Below are 18,846 nucleotides of genomic sequence, written 5' to 3'. Positions count from 1 at the left end.
AGGGGTTTGCATGGCTAAAGAACAGAAATTGCCTAATGATTATCGTGCCGACAAGATCCAGGTTCTGAAAGGGCTGGAGGCGGTACGAAAACGGCCGGCGATGTATATCGGCGATACCGGCAAGCACGGTTTGCATCATCTGGTGTACGAGGTTGTTGATAACAGCATCGATGAAGCCTTTGCTGGCTATTGTGACGAGATCATCGTCGAGTTGAATGAGGATAATAGCGTGACCGTCCGGGATAACGGGCGCGGTATTCCCGTGGACGAACATCCCACCCAGAAGCGCCCTGCGGTGGAAGTGGTGATGACCACACTACACGCTGGCGGGAAGTTCGAAAAAGGAACCTACCAGGTCTCCGGGGGACTCCACGGCGTCGGAGTCTCAGTAGTCAACGGTCTATCGGAATGGTGCCGGGTAGAAGTTCACCGGGACGGTGAAATCTGGGAACAGAAATACGCCTATGGGAAGATTACCAGTGAATTGGAGCAGATCGGAACCACAGACGAAACCGGGACGATTACCACCTATAAGGCGGATAGTAAAATATTCAAAAAGATCAGTATTGACTATAACACCATCGCCAACCGGATGAAGGAGTTGGCCTTCCTGAATCCCGGGCTGAAGATCGTGATGAAAGATCACCGGGACGGTACGGAAGAGGTTTTCCAGAGCGAAGGCGGCCTGGTGGAATTTGTCCAGTATCTGGACGAAAGCCGGGATCCCATCATCGACAAGGTGATCAGCTTCAGTGATAAAAAGGAAGAGGTGGAAGTCGATGTAGCTATGCAGTATAACGACGGCTACACCGACAATATTTTTACCTTTGTGAACAACATCAATACCGTTGAAGGGGGAACCCACCTCAGCGGTTTTAAAACGGCCCTCACCCGGACCCTGAACACCTATGGGCAGAACAACAACCTCTTCAAGGGCGATTTCACGCTCAACGGTGAAGATACTCTTGAGGGACTGACTTGCGTTATTTCTATTAAAGTGCCGGAGCCGCAGTTCGAGGGGCAGACCAAGACCAAGCTCGGCAATTCCGAAGTCAAGGGGATAGTTCTCTCTGTCTCGACCACCGGGTTGAGCGAATTTTTGGAGCAGAACCCGCGGGTGGCCAAAAACATTATTAACAAGGCGGAGCAGGCAGCTCGATCCAGAGCGGCGGCGCGGAAGGCCCGGGAACTCACCCGGCGGAAGGGTATTCTGGATAACAGCGCCCTGCCGGGAAAACTCGCCGATTGCTCCATCAAGGATCCGGAGCACTGCGAAATTTACCTGGTGGAGGGAGACTCAGCCGGCGGCAGCGCCAAACAGGGCCGGGATCGCCGGTTTCAGGCGATTCTCCCGCTGCGGGGTAAAATTCTGAACGTGGAAAAGGCGCGGCTGGATAAGATTCTGAATAACAATGAAATCCGGACAATTATTACAGCGCTGGGGACGAGTATCGGTGACGACGAATTCGATATCGAGAAACTCCGGTACGGCAAGATTATCATTATGACCGATGCTGACGTGGATGGCGCTCACATCCGGACGCTGCTGCTAACATTTTTCTACCGCTATATGCGTCCGTTGGTGGATGGCGGGCATATTTACATTGCTCAGCCTCCGCTCTACAAACTGAAATCCGGCAAGCAGGAGATGTATGCGTTCGATGACGAAGAACGGCAGATTATCACCAAGCGGCTCCGGAAAAACGGGCGGTCGTCCAAGGTGGATCAACAGCGCTACAAAGGTCTGGGTGAGATGAATCCGGATCAGCTGTGGGAAACCACCATGGATCCGGAGAAGCGAACCATCCTCCGGGTGACGCTGGAAGATGCCGCCGCTGCGGATCGGACATTCTCTACCCTGATGGGGCCGAAAGTGGAACCGCGCCGGGATTTCATCCAGAAAAACGCCCGCTACGTGCGGAACCTGGACGTCTAGACATCTTTGGATAAAAAAACAATTTTAGCATAGAAGGGAACGGAAGTTGGATCTTCAACGCGAACGAGTAACTCCGGTTAGTATCAACGACGAGATGCGGGATTCGTATCTCGATTACTCCATGTCCGTGATCGTCTCCCGGGCACTGCCCGATGTGCGCGACGGAATGAAGCCGGTGCATCGCCGGGTGTTGTACGGAATGCAGGATCTTGGACTCACTTATAACAAGGCATACAAGAAAAGCGCCCGAATCGTCGGAGAAGTGATGGGGAAATACCATCCGCACGGCGATTCGGCGGTGTACGATACCGTGGTCCGGATGGCACAGGAGTTTTCACTCCGGTATCCGCTAGTGGACGGTCAGGGCAACTTCGGATCGGTGGACGGCGACAGTGCGGCAGCTATGCGTTATACGGAAGCGCGGATGTCCCGGATCGCCGGCGAAATGCTGCGGGATCTGGAGAAAGAGACTGTTGACTTTGTCGACAACTTCGATGGTACGCTGGAAGAGCCGGACGTACTGCCGACCGTCTTGCCGAATCTGTTAGTCAACGGTTCCAGCGGTATTGCCGTCGGAATGTCCACGAACATTCCACCCCATAATCTGGACGAAGTGGTCGATGGCATCGAAGCGCTAATCGATAATCCTGATCTCGAAGTTGATGCATTGATGGAACACATCAAAGGGCCGGATTTTCCCACCGGCGCGATTATTTATGGAGCGGACGGCATCAAGGAGGCGTACGAAACCGGTCGCGGAAAAATTACTATGCGAGCCCGCGCACGGACAGAGCAGGTCAAGGGGAACCGGGAAAATATTATTGTCACCGAACTGCCGTACCAGGTGAACAAAGCCAAACTGATTGAAAAAATTGCCCAACACGTCCGGAACGAAAAAATTACTGGCATTTCGGATATCCGGGATGAGTCGGATAAAGAGGGTGTTCGGATTGTCATTGAGCTCAAACGAGATGAGATAGCGCAGGTCGTGCTGAACCAGCTGTTCAAGCATACGCAGATGCAGGAAACGTTTGGTGTTATTAGCATCGCGCTGGTGGGTGGCATACCGAAAGTCCTGACGCTGAAAGAGATGCTCCAGCACTTCATCGATTTCCGGCACGAGGTTGTGGTACGCAGAACCGAGTATGAACTGAACAAAGCCCAGGAACGTGCGCACATCCTGGAAGGCTATAAAATTGCCCTGGATAACCTGGATGAAGTCATCAAGATCATCCGGGGATCGGATAACCCGACGGATGCCAGGGAAGCGCTGATGGATCGGTTTGAGTTTTCCGAGGCACAAGCGCAGGCAATTCTGGATATGCGGCTCCAGCGACTCACCAGCATGGAAATCAAAAAGGTGGTGGAAGAATACAAGGAAATTCTGAAGACCATTTCCCGTCTGGAAAATATCCTGGAAAGCCGGCCCCAGCGGATGAGCATCATCAAAAAAGAGTTGACCGAGCTGCGGGAACGGTTTGGCGATGAGCGGCGGACGGAAATTATCCGTGATGCCAAGGAATTTTCCATCGAAGATATGATCGCCGATGAAGAAATGGTGGTTACTATCACGCATACCGGCTATATCAAGCGGACGCCGGTGAGCACGTTTCGCCGGCAGCGGCGGGGCGGTCGTGGACTGCAGGGCGCAGGCACCAAGGACGATGATTTCATCGAGCACCTGTTTATAGCGTCGACCCACGACTACATGCTGTTCTTTACGGAGCTCGGTATGGTCCACTGGCTCAAGGTGCACGAAATCCCACAGGCCGGACGAGCCTCCAGGGGCCGGGCAATTGTCAATATCCTCAATCTGAACGAGGGCGATACGGTGACCGCATTCCTGAACGTGAAGGAGTTCACCGAGGATCATTACGTCACCATGGCCACCAAAAACGGCCAGGTAAAGAAGACCGAGCTGGCGGCATACTCCAATCCGCAAAAGGGCGGGATATACGCAATAGATATTCGCGAAGGAGATCGCTTGATTGAAGTTAGCTTAACCGACGGCGATCAGGATATCATTTTGGGAACCGCAAACGGGAAAGCTATTCGCTTCCACGAAAGCGATGTCCGTCCCACCGGGCGCCGCACGCAGGGTGTAAAAGGCGTCACCCTTAAAGATAACGACGATGAAGTGGTTGGTATGGTGCCGGTGAAGCGTGAGGGCACGGTCCTCGCGGTTTCTGAGAGCGGATTTGGCAAGCGAACGGAAGTACTGAATTACAACGTTCAAAAACGTGGCGGCCAGGGCGTAATTACCATCAAGACCACGAAAAAGGTCGGCCGGATGGTGGCATTGAAGGAGGTCGTGGACAACGATGATCTGATGATAATCACCCAGAAAGGCGTTTTGATTCGTCAACCTGTGGAGACCATCGCGACCATTGGACGAAATACCCAGGGTGTAAAACTCATCCGACTGGACGAAGGCGACAGAATTGCCGCCGTCACCCGGGTCGTTGAAAATGAGAACGGGGAGGAGAATGACGATGAGGAATAAAAGACGAAACCGGCGGTGACGGTCTCTCAGAGATACGTTGATCTCTGTGCCCGGATTAGATTTACTATTGAGTGTTTGGTTGTACTGACCTATATCCGTATTTCCCAATTATTGGTGTGACCTATTTCATGGTACTTCCAGCCCGAAGTAGTATCTTTCCAAATTGATAGTCCTTTTAAGGAGAAAGTAATGCGAAAAAAATATATGTTTACGGTTCTAATTGCCTGTCTCCTGACCACGGGTCAGCTCATCGGCATAGAACCGACTCCCGAAGTGAAGGAACAATGGCGGAAACAGGGGTTGTTAAAGCAGTATCAAAATCAGAGAAACGCACACTATAATCGCGGGATTGATACACCGTCAAAGTATGCTCCGGATCTGAGTAATTTGCGAAAGTCGGGGTTTGGTAAAGCGGCACAGGCCGATTATTTAAACGCACTAGTAATTCTCGTGGATTTCGCTGATCATCAGGCTGATTCAGCCAGCACGCCTGCTGAATTTGACACCTTGCTATTTTCCGAAAACGAGTATTCCACGGGGAGTATGAACGACTGGTATTTGGAGAATTCTTACGGAGAAATCGGGATTACCGGAACGATAACACCCTGGCTGCGAATGCCGGAGAACTACTCTTATTATGTGGATGACCAATACGGTTTTGGCTCATATCCCAACAACGCTCAGAAGTTAACAGAGGACGCCATCGCGGCGGCGGATTCCCTTGTAGATTTTACCCAGTACGATAACAACAGGGATGGAATCGTAGACGCTTTGTTTATCGTCCATGCCGGTGACGGCCGGGAAACCAGCGGCAGCGATCAAGATATTCATTCGCATAAATGGTCAATTGAACCGGTCACCTATGATGAGGTTGAAATCCGAGATTATTCCATGGAGCCGGAACTCCATGATACCAGTCTCGTCCGAATGGGTGTCTTCGGACACGAATTCGGTCACATTCTCGGCTTGCCCGATCTGTATGATACTGATGATTCGGACGGGAATTCAGCCGGTATTGGCTTTTGGTCCATGATGGCTGGCGGATCGTGGGGTGGTGGGGGTAAGCGGCCGGTCCATTTCGACGCTTGGTGTAAAAAAGAGTTGGGCTGGATAACGCCAACGGTGTTATCGGCAGATTCAAACGGGTTAGAGCTGCCGCCGGCCGAATCAACGCCGAAAGCGTACAGACTCTGGACGGAAGGCAAGATGGAAAACGAATATTTCTTGCTCGAAAACCGGCAGCAGAGGGGGTTTGATGAATCACTACCCGAAGAAGGACTTCTAATCTGGCACATTGATGAATCTATCTCAAACAACGGGTACGCCTGGCATAAAAAAGTGGCGCTGGAGCAGGCTGACGGACAGTATGATCTGGAAAATAATAACGCCTCCGATGCCGGAGATCCATATCCCGGTACATCCTCCAATATGGAATTTAGTTATAACACGATACCCAACAGTAAGAGTTATTCCGGAGAGGATACCTTCGTTCGGGTCGCGAATATCGCAGAGATAAATTCAGATATTACGTTCGACGCAGAAGTGACCATATCGCGGCCGCTGCTTACCTTTGAGGGTTTCCGAATTTACGACAGGGGCTCAAACGGAAACGGCGCACTGAATAGCGGAGAGATCGATACCATCGGCGTGGCGATAAAAAATGAAGGGACGAAGCTAGAAAATGCGTCAATCTTCATTTCAAGTAACCACCCGGATCTGACAATCCTCAGAGATTCCATTAATGTTGGCACGCTGCAAGCAGATACCGAGGTCCGGGATGATACGAGTTTCATTGTGCAGGTCAATCCGGATGCCGCCGAATGGGGTATTTCCAGAGTGTATTTCCACGCGACTGGCCGGAATAGTTTTACCTTTTCCGATTCCATGGATTTTATTATAGATCAGGGATACGGCTTTGATGCCGACATGGAGACCGGACACCTTATCTGGTCTCATTTTCCCGTAACAAAAGAATTTAATGACGAGTGGCATCTCAGTTCTGTTCGAAATGCTACGACCAGCGGAAAATACAGCTGGAAAGTGGGTGATCCCGCCCGGAATCTCTACAGCGATAATTCCGATGCCGCGTTACAAACGCCTGTCTTGTATTTAGAGGATTCCATCGATTACGAGTTGGTATTTAAGCAATATCTGGATGCCGAAGACGATTCTTCGGCTCCCGGGTATGCCTGGGACGGCGGCCGGGTGGAAATAACCGCGGACAGTGGGCGTACCTGGGAAGCCGTAACCCCGATAGGAGGATATCCGTATCAAATTATCGATAATCCCGACTCGCCGTTTGACGCCGAAACGCCGGTCTTTTCCGGATTTACCGGTTGGGAACAGGTTCGGGTTCCGCTCGATGATTATTTCGGAGAAATCATCATTCGGTTCCGATTCGGTTCAGACGCCTATGTTACAAAAGAGGGTTGGTATGTCGATGATGTCAAGGTGCAGAGCCAGACGATTCTCGCCGTGGGCTCCGACCGGAATGCCTTACCTGGGGCGACCGAGCTACTGCCGAACTATCCCAATCCGTTCAATCCAGTGACGACGATTCCGTACCGGATAAGTAATCCGGCACCCGTGCACTTGGCCGTCTACGATCTTCGCGGGAGAACAATCCGAACACTCGTTAATTCCCGGGAGGAATCCGGCAGCTACACCGTGCAGTGGAACGGTCGTGATGCCTATGGACATCCGGTCGGATCCGGGATCTATTTTCTGCGGTTGTCCGTTGGAAGGGAAATGCCGCAAATCCGGAAATTGACGCTGATACGGTAATCAGATGCCCGCTTTTCTCTTGCATCAAATACCGGAACCGGATATTTTGCCATCTCATGAATGACACAACCGCTACAGGAAATCGGATCAAAGAAGTTTTTGACCGGATAGACCAGGCCGCCAGTCAATCCGGTCGCACCAGAGATGACATCACTGTGGTTGCCGTGGGGAAAACACACCCGGCCGAAGATTTTTTTCCAGTGATTGAGGCGGGTATCCGGCATTTTGGTGAGAGCCGGATACAGGAGGCGGAAGAAAAAAAACCGCAGCTATCAGAGTACGATATCAAGTGGCATATGATCGGGCATTTACAGCGGAATAAGGCCAAAAATGCGATCCGGATGTTCCAGCAGCTGCACAGCTTGGACAGCAAGAGACTCGCACGGCGATTGCAAAAGCAACTTGCCAAAGAGGAAATTAGCGATTTTACAGCGTTCATTCAGGTGAACACCTCCGGCGAAGAGAGCAAATACGGCATTGATCCGGATCGACTGGCTCCGCTAATGGATTTAATTGAGGAGGAATGTCCGCGACTCCGGGTGAACGGTCTCATGACTATGGCGCCGCTCACGGAGGAGGAATCCCGGCTTCGGAAATCCTTTAGTGCGCTCCGGGAGCTTGCAGAGAAGACCGATACGACGAATTACGGATCTATTGAATTTGGAGCCCTCTCGATGGGCATGACTAACGACTACGAAATTGCTATCCAGGAGGGCGCGACGCACGTGCGGATCGGGCGCGCTATCTTTGGAGAAAGGTTAAGTCGCTGATGTTTCTAATCGGAAATTTGGTGACGGCGGTGGCGACAATTTTGCAGATTGTAGTGACGGTATATTATTGGCTTCTGATCATCCGTGTGGTGCTTTCCTGGGTGCCGGTAAACCGGAGCAACCAACTTGTGATCCTGTTGGAAAATGTCACCGATCCGCTACTAAACTTGTTTCATCGATATATCCCGCAGCTCCGCCAACAAAGCCAATCCCTGGGATTTGATTTTACACCCATTGTTGCCTTTCTGGCGCTCTACTTCATTGACATCTTTTTAATTGAATCGCTTTTTGATTTAGGACAAACATTAACGCCCTGAGGGGGAAGCTGCTGTGAAAATTACGCCGATAGAGATACGGAAATACGAATTTAAAAAGACGTTTCGCGGGTACGATCCGGATGAAGTTCGATACTTTTTGGAGATGATGGCGGATGAAATGGAGGCGCTGAACCGGGAAAAGATCTCGCTGGAGCAAAAGGTTCAGCAATACGATGAACAGCTGAATGAGTACCGCCAGATCGAAAAATCCATGCAGAATGCCCTCATCGTTGCGAAGGAGACGTCCGACAAATCACTGGCCAATACCAAGAAGGAGTCCAAGCTGATTATCGCGGATGCTGAGGCCCGCGCGGACCGTATAGTGGAGCAGGCCCGGAAGGAAGCCAGTAAAATTCAGCAGGAAATCACACGGTTGAAAATTCAGCGGGATACGTTTATTGTAAAAATCAAAAACCTGCTCCGTTCCGAGTTGGAACTGTTGGAAGCCATGGATGAGGTGGAAGATATCGACGAAATGGACTTTGATGAGATTGAGGACGACGAGGAATTTGACGCAGAGAATATGAAAAAGGAAATGCGCGAACTGGACGAAGAATTATACAAGGATATTGATGAGGAAGATATTGAGGATTTGGACGACGACGAAGTCGATATCACTATAGATGATGAAGGCAGACCGTAATTTCTCCGGTGGCAACTCTTAGCAATACACTTCCAAACACAGATATACTGAAAGAAGCTGGTCTTCCGGTTAACACAGTATCGACTGTAATTCTTCTCACCCCTCGGGTCCTCCCGGCTATACGCAAATTCGACGATATTAAGAAAATTTCCTATTCAGATATCCCTGGAATGGAGCTTTTGGTGGGTGGGGGCTTTTATTTCGCGGAGACAAACACAAAACAAATTTTGTTTGCGGGGGTGGTTGACACAGACTCTTTGCAGGATAGGATTACTCCGGTTCGCGTAGCCCGGCTGTGCGGAATTAACCGGTTACTAATGATTGGGACTGCCGTTTCTTTCCGGGAGAGCGAAAGCGCGTTTGTGATCGTCCGGGATCATATTAATTTGCTGGGAGATAATCCGCTGATTGGCCCCAATGCAGATAGGTTTGGCACCAGGTTTCCGGACATGACGGATGTCTACCCGGCTGATTTCGCCGGAAAAATACGAGACGAATTACGGTTTCTCACCGGGAAGGAAATAATCGACGGGGTATTGGTCGCCGTAGATGATATCGCCGATATGTCGCCGTCGGAACGCCAGGCGATCGGGGAAGTCGGGCAGTGCTATCTGACCAGTGAATTAGTACCTGAATCAATCGGAGCAAAGCACACTGGTATGGAAATTGGCGCTGTTCTGGTTTCTTCGGACGAAAAGGACCGTGATATCTCGTCAGATGATGCGGAGTGTCTCCATCAGTTGTTGGTACGGGGGGCAGGAAAATTTTTTTAGGAAAGCACTTGCATATTATAAAGCAATTGGATAGAATTTATTTGTACGAAGTTTGTTCGTTTTTTTGTCGACACCAGGTCGTTCAGAGTTTAACTGATATTCAATAGTGAGCAAAGGAGGAGAAAATGGCATACGCACGTGGTAGTGCCAACAGGGTTATTTTAGTCGGAAATGTCGGTGGAAAGCCGGAGGTCCGGTATACAAATTCCGGGGCGGCTGTCGCCAATTTCACAATGGCGACAAACGAAACCTGGACCGACAATAACGGGAATCGCCAGGATCGCACGGAATGGCACCGAATCGTGGCATGGCGGAAAACGGCCGAGTTGTGCGAACAGTATGTGGATAAGGGGTCGTTACTCTATATTGAAGGCCGGCTACAAACCCGGGACTGGGAAGACAAAAACGGCGTAAAGCGGTATACAACGGAAGTTGTGGTGGACACGCTGACCATGCTGGGTGGACGCGGAGGAGATACTGGCAGCCAGACGTCCAGCGAATCCAGCGCGCCGCAGCCTGAACCGGAAGAAGATGAAATGGATGATCTGCCGTTCTAATGCAGTGATCCTTGCTTCTTCTGGCGGAAAGTAATAATCTTGTTCTGACAGATATCGATTTTTCAAAGGGGAGAAATCAGAACAGTGCAGTTTAAAATTGCCGGAATCTGGCGGAGTCTTGCGTGGGGATGTGCGCAGGCCGGGCGGCCGTCAATACAGATACAGCTTGCCAGCGAACGCGTTTTCCCTGAAGAGGATGAGACCTATACGTCCATATCATTTCAGGCATTGGTTCATCTGCTGACCCGCCCGTTACGTCAATTACATACGGTTCAGATACACGCTGTGTCCTTCGATGCACAAGGACAAATTGTATCGGTTGATGATCCCCTGAGTCAGACGCACATTCACCACTTTATAACCTATTTGCTTGGCGATTTTGATAACCGGGTGATTGTGCACACCAACAATGCCACAGATATCTCCCTGGTGGATCCCCGGACAAATGTCGTTCTGACGCCGATTATGCCAAGCCGGGGCGATCCGGATGTCAACTACTGGCCCAACCTGAATTATCTCAGTGAAGAGGGAGAAATCCTCTTTACGCTCGATACCAGCAAAGATTATCATTGGATGAAACAGATGGTCGCCCGGTACAGCCTCTCAGACCGTTTTACGGTATATGTTACCATCCAGGGGCATCCGCAGGTTCGGGATCAATGGGCAAAACAGATAATTAAGGATTCACTCCAGGTTCACCTGCTACCGCCTGTGCCATTTACACCGCTCCCGATCAGAGTAGATCGGTCGTTTCGTCAGCGGCCGGAGTAATCAAGTTGATCCTCTTGGAAGAGGGTGCTTCTCTTCTCTGTACAGATAAATTGAAATAAATAATGGAACGTTCGCATTTAATATCTTGACACTATTTCGTCAAATAGGTACTTTTTTCGGGCATAGGGGACGTGTTTTTCAAATAGAACGAAAACAAATTCGATTACGGTTGTACATAAGCTAGTTATATTCCTGTAAAAATCTGATGGGCCGGGATATTTCGGTATAGTACCGAACGATCGGTCTCATTGGTCTTTTTTAAGAGAATTATATTAAGTCAGATAATAGCAAATTGTGAAAATAGCCCACGGAGGCTCACGTGCAAATAGGAAATGATACTTTTGTTACTTTGGATTATAACGTTCAGACCGCAGACGGGGAGCAGGTCGACTCATCTGATGAGCGCGGACCCTTAGAGTTTGTTGTCGGTGAAGGAAAAATTCTACCCGCACTGGAAAAAGAACTGATTGGTATGGAAGTCGGAGAGGAAAAAACCGTTACGCTAAAGGCAGAGGATGCCTACGGCGAATACGATGATGAAGCGGTGACGGAAGTCCCGAGAAACAAGTTTCCTGAAGACGAGGAAATTAAACCCGGGATGGAGTTTGTCGCCCAGGTCCCGGATCAGGAAGAGCGGGTTGTGAAAGTGAAAAACGTCAGCAGCGATGCGGTTACCATCGATTTCAACCATCCGCTCGCCGGAAAAAAATTGAAGTTCAATGTATTCGTTCAGGAAGTACGAGAAGCAGAAGAAGGCGACTACAGTTCAGGACAAGAGAACCAGTAATCCGCAAAACAAAACAGTGTAATAGACTCGACGGAATCAGTTAATCCGGTTAGTCTGTTCAAATCAAAAGAAGGTAGTACATCATGGCACAGGGAAAAGTAAAATGGTTTAACGCGCAAAAGGGCTACGGATTCATCGTCTATAAGGGCGAAGACCTGTTTGTCCATTGGTCTGAAACGGAAGAAGACCTCCTGGAGGAGGACGAGGTGACCTTTGAAGTGGAGGAGACGGAAAAGGGGAAAAAGGCGACGAATGTTAAGAAAAAACGCCCCGGATCCTTTAACTATTCCTATAAGGCGAAGACGGAAGAAGAATAATCCGCAGTAAAAAAGCCGGCCACGTCGGACCGGCTCGTAGTTTACCTGTTGTGGGTTCGCAACATCACTTGAAGTTGATTGCAATCTCTCGTTGACGTGAATCTTTCGTTTTTGGCAAGGTAACAGTCAGAACCCCATTGCTGTAATCGGCCCGAATTTTATCCTGCGCAATGTCGGCATCAAACCGAACAGCGCGATGAAATGTCCCAAAACGGCGTTCGTTGTAATGCGGGGTGTTTTCTTCATTCAGCGGTTTTTCACCACGAAGTTCCAACACATTATCTTTAAATGAGATGTTAATGGAGTCCTGTGCCACTCCGGGAAGCTCGGCAGAGAGCACAAATTCTTGTTTATCTTCCACAACATCCAGGTTTGGTCGCCAGTGTGACGTAAATTCCGGAGATTCGGATTCCCGTTCCGAAAGCATTGAGTCAAACAGTTGGTCAAAACCCCTCCGGTGATTGCGTGTGCGATGGCGAGCGGGGGCAAGTCTTATGCGTGTCATTTTGTCCTCCTTGGTTGTCGGTGTATTATCATTCATAGTTGCTGTATATAAAACAAGTCTCGTGCCAGCGGGAATTACTCGCCAACTTGGCATATTTAGTGAAACGGAGCTGTCGGATTGCATGATCCCGATGCCACGGTGACGCAGAATTTTTCGTCAAATGTCATAAAGGAAACCATTTTGGCAGAGATAAGAACAGGGTATAAAAACAAAAGCCCGGCGACTGCCGGGCTTTTGAATCATCAGTTGGTGAACTCAGTTATTTCTTAAAGTTCACCGGAATCTGTTTGTGCATGGTTTCTTTCGTCTTCGGCATCGTGATGGTGAGAACACCGTTTTCGTAGTCAGCCTTCACATTGTCGCTGTCAATGTCACTGTCCAGGCGAATCATCCGCTGGAAGGAGCCGTATACCCGCTCACGATAGTGACGGTTTTCGTCGGAGTCTTCCTTCTCAAACTTCTTTTCGCCCTTCAGCGTCAGCACGTTATCCTTGATGGAGATACTGATATCGTCCTCATCAATTCCCGGTAGTTCAGCGGTGACCACATAATCTTTTTCGCGTTCCGTAATGTCAACGGCGGGACGCCAGTTACCAACGCTGGTTTCGGTGTCTTCCGTGTCCACGTTACGCGTCAGCCGATTGAACAGCCGATCGAAATCATTCCATGCACTCATCAGTTCATTTGTTGGGTTCCATCGTGTAAGAGCCATAATGAATACCTCCTTTTAGTTATTCTTTATTTGGTTTTTATCAGAGTTTTGAAATCTTTTTTCTTCATTTTCACTAATTATAGTTACAAGGGATATGCCAATCGATTTGAATGGAAAATTTGGCAGTCAGGAGGCCACTCCAGATGCCAAACCGAAACACGCCATTGGAAAAATTGACAGAACTAAACGCAAATTGACACACTGGAGATTCAACTTGGCAGAGTTCCGTTCCATCCCCTAATTTATCGTACTATGCCAGACTCCAAGAATTCCATTGAAGAAAAGAGCGCCGTACTCTTTAAAGCGAAGCCGTACGCTTTTTCCGTATCTATAGATATCATCACCAGTTACTCCTTTGACCGGAAGGGGCGCCTCATCGGCGCCTACGTGGACGGCATCAATTATAAGCGCGGATTGGATAACAGCGTACTCATGAAATGGACCGATTATTCCAGTGAAGGGCAGCGCCGGCGCCGCCGGAAACTCTCCGATGACGAACGCAAAGACTTTTTCCAACGGATGACAAGGCGGCTCACCAACATTAAAATACATTCGGAACGTTATAACATCGAGATGCCGGAAGGCACAGATATCGCCTGGGAATGGTTTAACCGATGCCTGGCATACGACTTTGAGGCGCTGGAAGCGGATGCGGATCAATTCCACAAAGTATACAAACCGGTTACCATTTTGCCGCCGGATCAGTATTACTCCCTGGTACTGCAGATCACGGAAGGCTGCTCCTACAATAAGTGCACCTTTTGTAATTTTTATCAGGATCGTCCGTTTCGAATCAAATCGCCGGAGGCGGTTGAAGGACATATTCACGGGGTGAATGACTTCTTTGGTGAGAGTATCGGACTCAGACAATCCATTTTCCTGGCGGATGCCAACGCGGTTATCATGCCCCAGGAGCGGTTGCTGAAGATCCTTCGATTGATACACGAACATTATACTATCATCGCCGATAACGAGAGAAAACGGGAAGTCGCCCGGCGCCGGCGGAACGGCGAAGTCATCTTTGACGGGATCTACTCATTCATCGACCTGTTTACCGGGGAATATAAATCAGCGTCGCAGTTCCGCGAGATGGCCGACCACGGAGTCCAACGGGTCTACATCGGGATGGAGAGCGGAAGTGAAGCACTGCTACAGTTTCTACAAAAACCCGGTAGCAAAAGTGAAATGGTGGACGCCGTAAATAACATCAAAGCCGGCGGAGTGAATGTCGGCGTCATTATATTGATTGGTGCCGGTGGCAAGAAGTATCAGCGGGTCCATGTTGAACATACCATAGATGCGGTGAACCGCATGAATCTGGACGCCGATGATTTTATTTACTTTTCCGATTTTTACCCGCAGGATAACACGTCGTATCAGGATGTTGCTAAAGAAGCGGGTATTGAGGCATTGTCCTGGCATGATCGACGTGCGCAGGAACAGCAGATTCGTGAAGGATTACGCTATCGGGATCCCAAAACCGGCCCGATGATCACAAGGTACGATATTCGTGAATTCTTATATTAAGCGTGTGCCTAGAAATCGTCATTCCGAGTGGAATCCGGCGGAGCTAAGGAATTGCGTTATTAAAAGCGCTATATTTAGAATCAATATTTCCGGAAATCAGCCCCAAAGAGGATCCTTCGATTTACCAAACAAATGCGAGGCGACTCAATGAAACACCTGATAGCTGCTCTGGTACTCATTGTATTTTCGGCACTCCTCTTTTCCGGATGCTCTACTCCAACCACAGATCTCAACAACCCAAGGGTGATTGCCACCACGGATGGCGAAATTGACGATCAGTGTTCCATAGTGCGATTTCTGCTCTATACTAATGATTTGGACGTCGAGGGTATTGTCACTTCGAGCTCCCAATACCACGCACACGGTCATAATTGGGCCGGCGATGACTGGGTTCAACCATACCTGGAGGCATACGCTGACGTCTACCCCAACCTGATCAAGCATGACCCGGACTATCCCACGCCGGAGTATCTACAATCGGTGACCAAGCTCGGGAATGTAAAGGCAGAAGGCGCCATGGATGAAAAGACTCCGGGCTCCCGGCTGATTGTGGACGTCCTCCTGGATGAGTCGGACGACCGGCCGGTGTGGCTGCAAGCCTGGGGCGGACCCAACACCATCGCGCGGGCGCTGAAGACCATTGAGGAAGAGCACCCGGAAAAAATGGAGGAGGTGGCGAACAAGATCCGGTTTTACTTCATCTGGGAGCAGGATTCGACGTATCAATCATATATCCGGCCCCATTGGGGGCAGCACAATATTCCAACGATCATCTCCGATCAGTTCCTTGCCATGGCGTACGACCATCAGCGGAGGGAGATACCCGAGGAAAAGAAACACTATTATTCCGCAGAATGGATGAACCAGCATCTGCTGCAGGATCACGGCCCTCTGCTCAATTTGTACCAGGCGCATGATAATGGACGGTTCCGGTCCGAGGGCGACACGCCTGCGTTTCTGCACGTTATACCGACCGGATTGCGTAGCGCAGAGTCACCCGGCTGGGGGGGTTGGGGCGGTCGTTTTGTGAGCGTGCGTGATAATACCTGGCTCGATCCCGTGCCGGAAGTCGGATATGAGTATCCCGAGGGACGATGGTACACGGAAACGGCGTACGGCCGCGTACGCCTGCGGCAGGAAATTCCGAACGGCGAAATACTCACCGAGTATTTCAAACCCCAGTGGCGCTGGATTGATGCCATCCAGAACGATTTTACCGTCCGGGCCGACTGGTGCGTCCAGTCGTATGCAGAAGCGAATCATCCGCCAGCGGTCGAACTGGCTCACAATTGGGAATTAACCGTTCAGCCCGGCGAAACAGTCCAACTAAGTGCCCGGGGCACCCGGGATCCCGATGGGGATGAACTAAACTACCGCTGGTGGCAGTATCAGGCGGCGGACTCCTATGGCGGGGCTATCGCTCTTCAGGATGCCGAAACGCAAGATGCTTTGTTCACAATGCCCGCCGATGCCGGTGGTGGCGAAACCATCCATGTAATCTGTGAGGTGACGGATCAGGGGACGCCGCCCCTCACTCGGTATCAACGGGTGGTTGTGACTGCGGGATCATAAGAACCCCGGTTGGACTGGTGCACGCAATCATATGAGGAAGCCAATCATCCGCCCGTTCCTGCCTTGGGGCACCCTGAAGCAATCACCATACAATCGGGCGAGGGGTTTGATTTGGATGCGAGCGGCACGAGCGATCCGGATGGCGATAATCTGAGTTGCCGGTGGTTTCACTATCCCGGGGCGTATGGGTAAACGCCCCTGAGGTCGAACAAGAACACACAGCTCATTTTATCTTAAAGGTGACCGATAAGGGAGAGCCTCCGCTCACCTGGTATAAAAGAGTGATCGTAACAATAACTCCATGATCCAATGCATATGAAAAAGAGTGCAAAAGAAAGGAACCATGAAACCAGGCACGGTGACAGACTTTGGCAAAATTGTAATACTGATTATTTTCCTGGGATGGAATGTTCGTATCTTACCCGCGCAACCACGTATTTCATCAGGTGCGAAAGAAGATACACAGCAGGTTGAGCAGAAGATAAAAGCGTTCCCCGGCGCGGAAGGATTTGGCGCCTTTGCGCAGGGCGGTCGTGATGGCCGTGTACTCCACGTAACCAACCTCACCGATGATGGAAAGGGAAGCTTACGGTGGGCGATCCAGCAGGAAGGTCCTCGTACGGTTGTCTTTGATGTATCGGGAACGATTATCCTTGAAGGCGAGATTTCCATTGAAAATCCGTATATCACCATTGCGGGGCAAACGGCTCCCGGCGACGGCATCTGTCTCCGGGACGCCCCACTCGAAATAAGCACCCATGACGTGGTGATTCGTTACCTCCGATCCAGGCTTGGTGACCAAGGGGAGCGAGGCGATGCGATTTCCATTTCTGAAGGCCATGATATCATAGTCGATCATTGCTCCGCCAGCTGGAGTACCGACGAGGTCCTCTCGGCCTCGACCGGCGACCCTGATCTGACCGACGTGACCGTGCAATGGTGTTTTATCACCGAGGCGCTGAATTTCGAAAACCACGGTTTCGGTTCACTCATCCGGGGAACCGGGGGAGCCCGGTACAGTTACCATCATAACCTCTACGCCCATAACCGGGGACGCAACCCCCGTCCCGGCAACTACGACAGGAATCCCCGCCAGGAAGATCCGGACGGCCTCCTGCTCGATTTTCGCAATAACGTCATATACAACTGGGGAGGGGCGCATGCCGGCTACAATGCCGATTCGGAAAGTATTACCAAACTGAACTACGTTGGAAATTATTTAATTCCCGGCGCCAATTCCGAAAACAACGGTATTGCCTATCAGACCGGTTCGCCGTTCAACAAGGCGTACTTCCAAAACAACTACTATGACTACGAGAAACCGAGCAACCGGTGGGAGGTGGTGAGGTTCGGTGCCGACTGGAGTCAAGAGCAGATTGACGCGTACAAACAGAATCAGCCGTTCTCAGCGGGAACAATAGCAACCGATGATCCACAGAGGGCATTTGAAAAAGTGCTTACCCATGGTGGTGCAAGTATCCCGAATCGTGATGCTGTGGACTCACGTATTGTTGTGCATGTCCAAAACCACTCGGGAAATATCATCGACAGCCATAGCGAAGTCGGCGGTTGGCCGGATTTACAGAGCCAGCCAGCACCAACCGATACTGATCGTGATGGCATGCCCGATAGTTGGGAAAAGAAGAACGGGCTTGATCCCAAAGATGCCAGTGACCGGAACAATGTCGCACCCGATGGATATACCATGCTGGAAAAATATCTGAACAGTCTGGTGGATTCAGGTTGGACGGATTAACAAGGAGAATCAGGCTGTAGATCAGTGGATATTCTCTCAAATATCAACTTTTATATCATATCCTCCGGCAGGAGTGCATAGAGAAATGCGTCATGAAGCTCGTCATGTAACTCCAGTCTATTCCGGAGCCGGGCTTCTTTCGTAGCGCCTATCTTTTCGGCAACCTGCTGACTGGCCACGTTATCTACAGACATCACGATTTCGATCCGGTTGAATTCCAATTCCTCAAAGGCGAACCGGGCTGTCATTAATGAGGCGGTCGTCGCAATACTCTGCCCGGTGGCCGAACTTCGCACCCAATATCCGAGATTTGCCACTTTATGCGGCTGATCGATCTGATTCAGTCCCACGCCCCCAAGCAATCGACTCTCATCCTCCGCAAATATCGCGAAGTTGAATTCCGTTTTATCCTCCCAGGACTGCGTCGCGTGATCAATCCATGCTTCACTGTCTTCTTTGGAATAGGCCGGATGGCACCACGGCAGCCAGGGATACACCTCCTCGACTGATTCTTTGGCTGCCTCGTACAGTTTTTTAAGATCGTCCTCCCGGTACGGGCGGATCTTGATGCGGTTTTCCGTGAACGTTCGATGGGGACTCATCCCAGCGGCCGGTT

General features: G+C 50.4%; 18 protein-coding genes. 15 read left to right on the top strand and 3 right to left on the bottom strand.

Annotated features, from left to right (window positions below; translation table 11 throughout):
- Window positions 1–10 precede the first annotated feature (10 nt).
- From gyrB to K9N57_07775, 11 genes are all read left to right on the top strand, one after another.
- Complete coding sequence (gene gyrB, locus K9N57_07825; protein ID MCF7804082.1) at window positions 11–1,936, top strand: DNA topoisomerase (ATP-hydrolyzing) subunit B; 1,926 nt, start codon at window positions 11–13, stop codon at window positions 1,934–1,936.
- Between the two features lie 94 nt (window positions 1,937–2,030).
- Window positions 2,031–4,439, top strand: coding sequence for a DNA gyrase subunit A (gene gyrA / locus K9N57_07820; GenBank protein MCF7804081.1), 2,409 nt, complete (start codon window positions 2,031–2,033; stop codon window positions 4,437–4,439).
- A 189-nt stretch (window positions 4,440–4,628) separates the two neighbouring features.
- Window positions 4,629–7,223 (top strand): M6 family metalloprotease domain-containing protein, encoded by a 2,595-nt coding sequence (locus K9N57_07815; protein MCF7804080.1) that lies wholly within the window; start codon window positions 4,629–4,631, stop codon window positions 7,221–7,223.
- Between the two features lie 56 nt (window positions 7,224–7,279).
- Window positions 7,280–7,993, top strand: coding sequence for a YggS family pyridoxal phosphate-dependent enzyme (locus K9N57_07810; protein MCF7804079.1), 714 nt, complete (start codon window positions 7,280–7,282; stop codon window positions 7,991–7,993).
- A complete protein-coding gene (locus K9N57_07805; protein ID MCF7804078.1) occupies window positions 7,993–8,310 on the top strand; it encodes a YggT family protein in 318 nt (105 codons plus the stop codon). Before K9N57_07810 ends, K9N57_07805 begins: the two co-directional genes overlap by 1 nt.
- A gap of 13 nt (window positions 8,311–8,323) precedes the next feature.
- Window positions 8,324–8,953, top strand: coding sequence for a DivIVA domain-containing protein (locus tag K9N57_07800; protein ID MCF7804077.1), 630 nt, complete (start codon window positions 8,324–8,326; stop codon window positions 8,951–8,953).
- 257 nt (window positions 8,954–9,210) lie between these two features.
- On the top strand, window positions 9,211–9,726 hold the full coding sequence (locus K9N57_07795) for a hypothetical protein (GenBank protein MCF7804076.1): 516 nt from the start codon (window positions 9,211–9,213) through the stop codon (window positions 9,724–9,726).
- A gap of 125 nt (window positions 9,727–9,851) precedes the next feature.
- Complete coding sequence (locus tag K9N57_07790; GenBank protein MCF7804075.1) at window positions 9,852–10,283, top strand: single-stranded DNA-binding protein; 432 nt, start codon at window positions 9,852–9,854, stop codon at window positions 10,281–10,283.
- A gap of 84 nt (window positions 10,284–10,367) precedes the next feature.
- Complete coding sequence (locus tag K9N57_07785; protein MCF7804074.1) at window positions 10,368–11,054, top strand: hypothetical protein; 687 nt, start codon at window positions 10,368–10,370, stop codon at window positions 11,052–11,054.
- Between the two features lie 319 nt (window positions 11,055–11,373).
- On the top strand, window positions 11,374–11,841 hold the full coding sequence (locus tag K9N57_07780; protein MCF7804073.1) for a peptidylprolyl isomerase: 468 nt from the start codon (window positions 11,374–11,376) through the stop codon (window positions 11,839–11,841).
- A gap of 83 nt (window positions 11,842–11,924) precedes the next feature.
- Window positions 11,925–12,158 (top strand): cold shock domain-containing protein, encoded by a 234-nt coding sequence (locus tag K9N57_07775; protein MCF7804072.1) that lies wholly within the window; start codon window positions 11,925–11,927, stop codon window positions 12,156–12,158.
- A gap of 64 nt (window positions 12,159–12,222) precedes the next feature.
- Here the strand turns inward: K9N57_07775 and K9N57_07770 are convergent, their stop codons facing one another.
- Together K9N57_07770 and K9N57_07765 are read right to left on the bottom strand one after the other, a co-directional pair.
- The gene (locus K9N57_07770; protein ID MCF7804071.1) at window positions 12,223–12,663 is read right to left on the bottom strand and encodes an Hsp20/alpha crystallin family protein; all 441 of its coding nucleotides are present in this window, start codon (window positions 12,661–12,663) and stop codon (window positions 12,223–12,225) included.
- Window positions 12,664–12,922: 259 nt separating this feature from the next.
- Window positions 12,923–13,375 (bottom strand): Hsp20/alpha crystallin family protein, encoded by a 453-nt coding sequence (locus K9N57_07765; GenBank protein MCF7804070.1) that lies wholly within the window; start codon window positions 13,373–13,375, stop codon window positions 12,923–12,925.
- Window positions 13,376–13,627: 252 nt separating this feature from the next.
- On the opposite strand from K9N57_07765, the gene K9N57_07760 reads away from it, so the two are divergent.
- From K9N57_07760 to K9N57_07745, 4 genes are all read left to right on the top strand, one after another.
- On the top strand, window positions 13,628–14,902 hold the full coding sequence (locus K9N57_07760; protein ID MCF7804069.1) for a radical SAM protein: 1,275 nt from the start codon (window positions 13,628–13,630) through the stop codon (window positions 14,900–14,902).
- Window positions 14,903–15,049: 147 nt separating this feature from the next.
- Window positions 15,050–16,474 (top strand): DUF1593 domain-containing protein, encoded by a 1,425-nt coding sequence (locus K9N57_07755; protein MCF7804068.1) that lies wholly within the window; start codon window positions 15,050–15,052, stop codon window positions 16,472–16,474.
- A 9-nt stretch (window positions 16,475–16,483) separates the two neighbouring features.
- Complete coding sequence (locus tag K9N57_07750; protein MCF7804067.1) at window positions 16,484–16,666, top strand: PKD domain-containing protein; 183 nt, start codon at window positions 16,484–16,486, stop codon at window positions 16,664–16,666.
- A gap of 244 nt (window positions 16,667–16,910) precedes the next feature.
- A complete protein-coding gene (locus K9N57_07745) occupies window positions 16,911–18,230 on the top strand; it encodes a pectate lyase (protein ID MCF7804066.1) in 1,320 nt (439 codons plus the stop codon).
- A 50-nt stretch (window positions 18,231–18,280) separates the two neighbouring features.
- Here the strand turns inward: K9N57_07745 and K9N57_07740 are convergent, their stop codons facing one another.
- Entirely contained in the window at window positions 18,281–18,832 is a 552-nt protein-coding gene (locus K9N57_07740; GenBank protein MCF7804065.1) for a GNAT family N-acetyltransferase, read from the bottom strand.
- Between the last annotated feature and the right edge of the window lie 14 nt (window positions 18,833–18,846).

This window comes from Candidatus Neomarinimicrobiota bacterium (genome assembly GCA_021734025.1).
GTDB lineage: Bacteria > Fidelibacterota > JAANXI01 > JAANXI01 > JAANXI01 > JAANXI01.
This window is presented reverse-complemented; position numbering and strand designations above follow the sequence as displayed.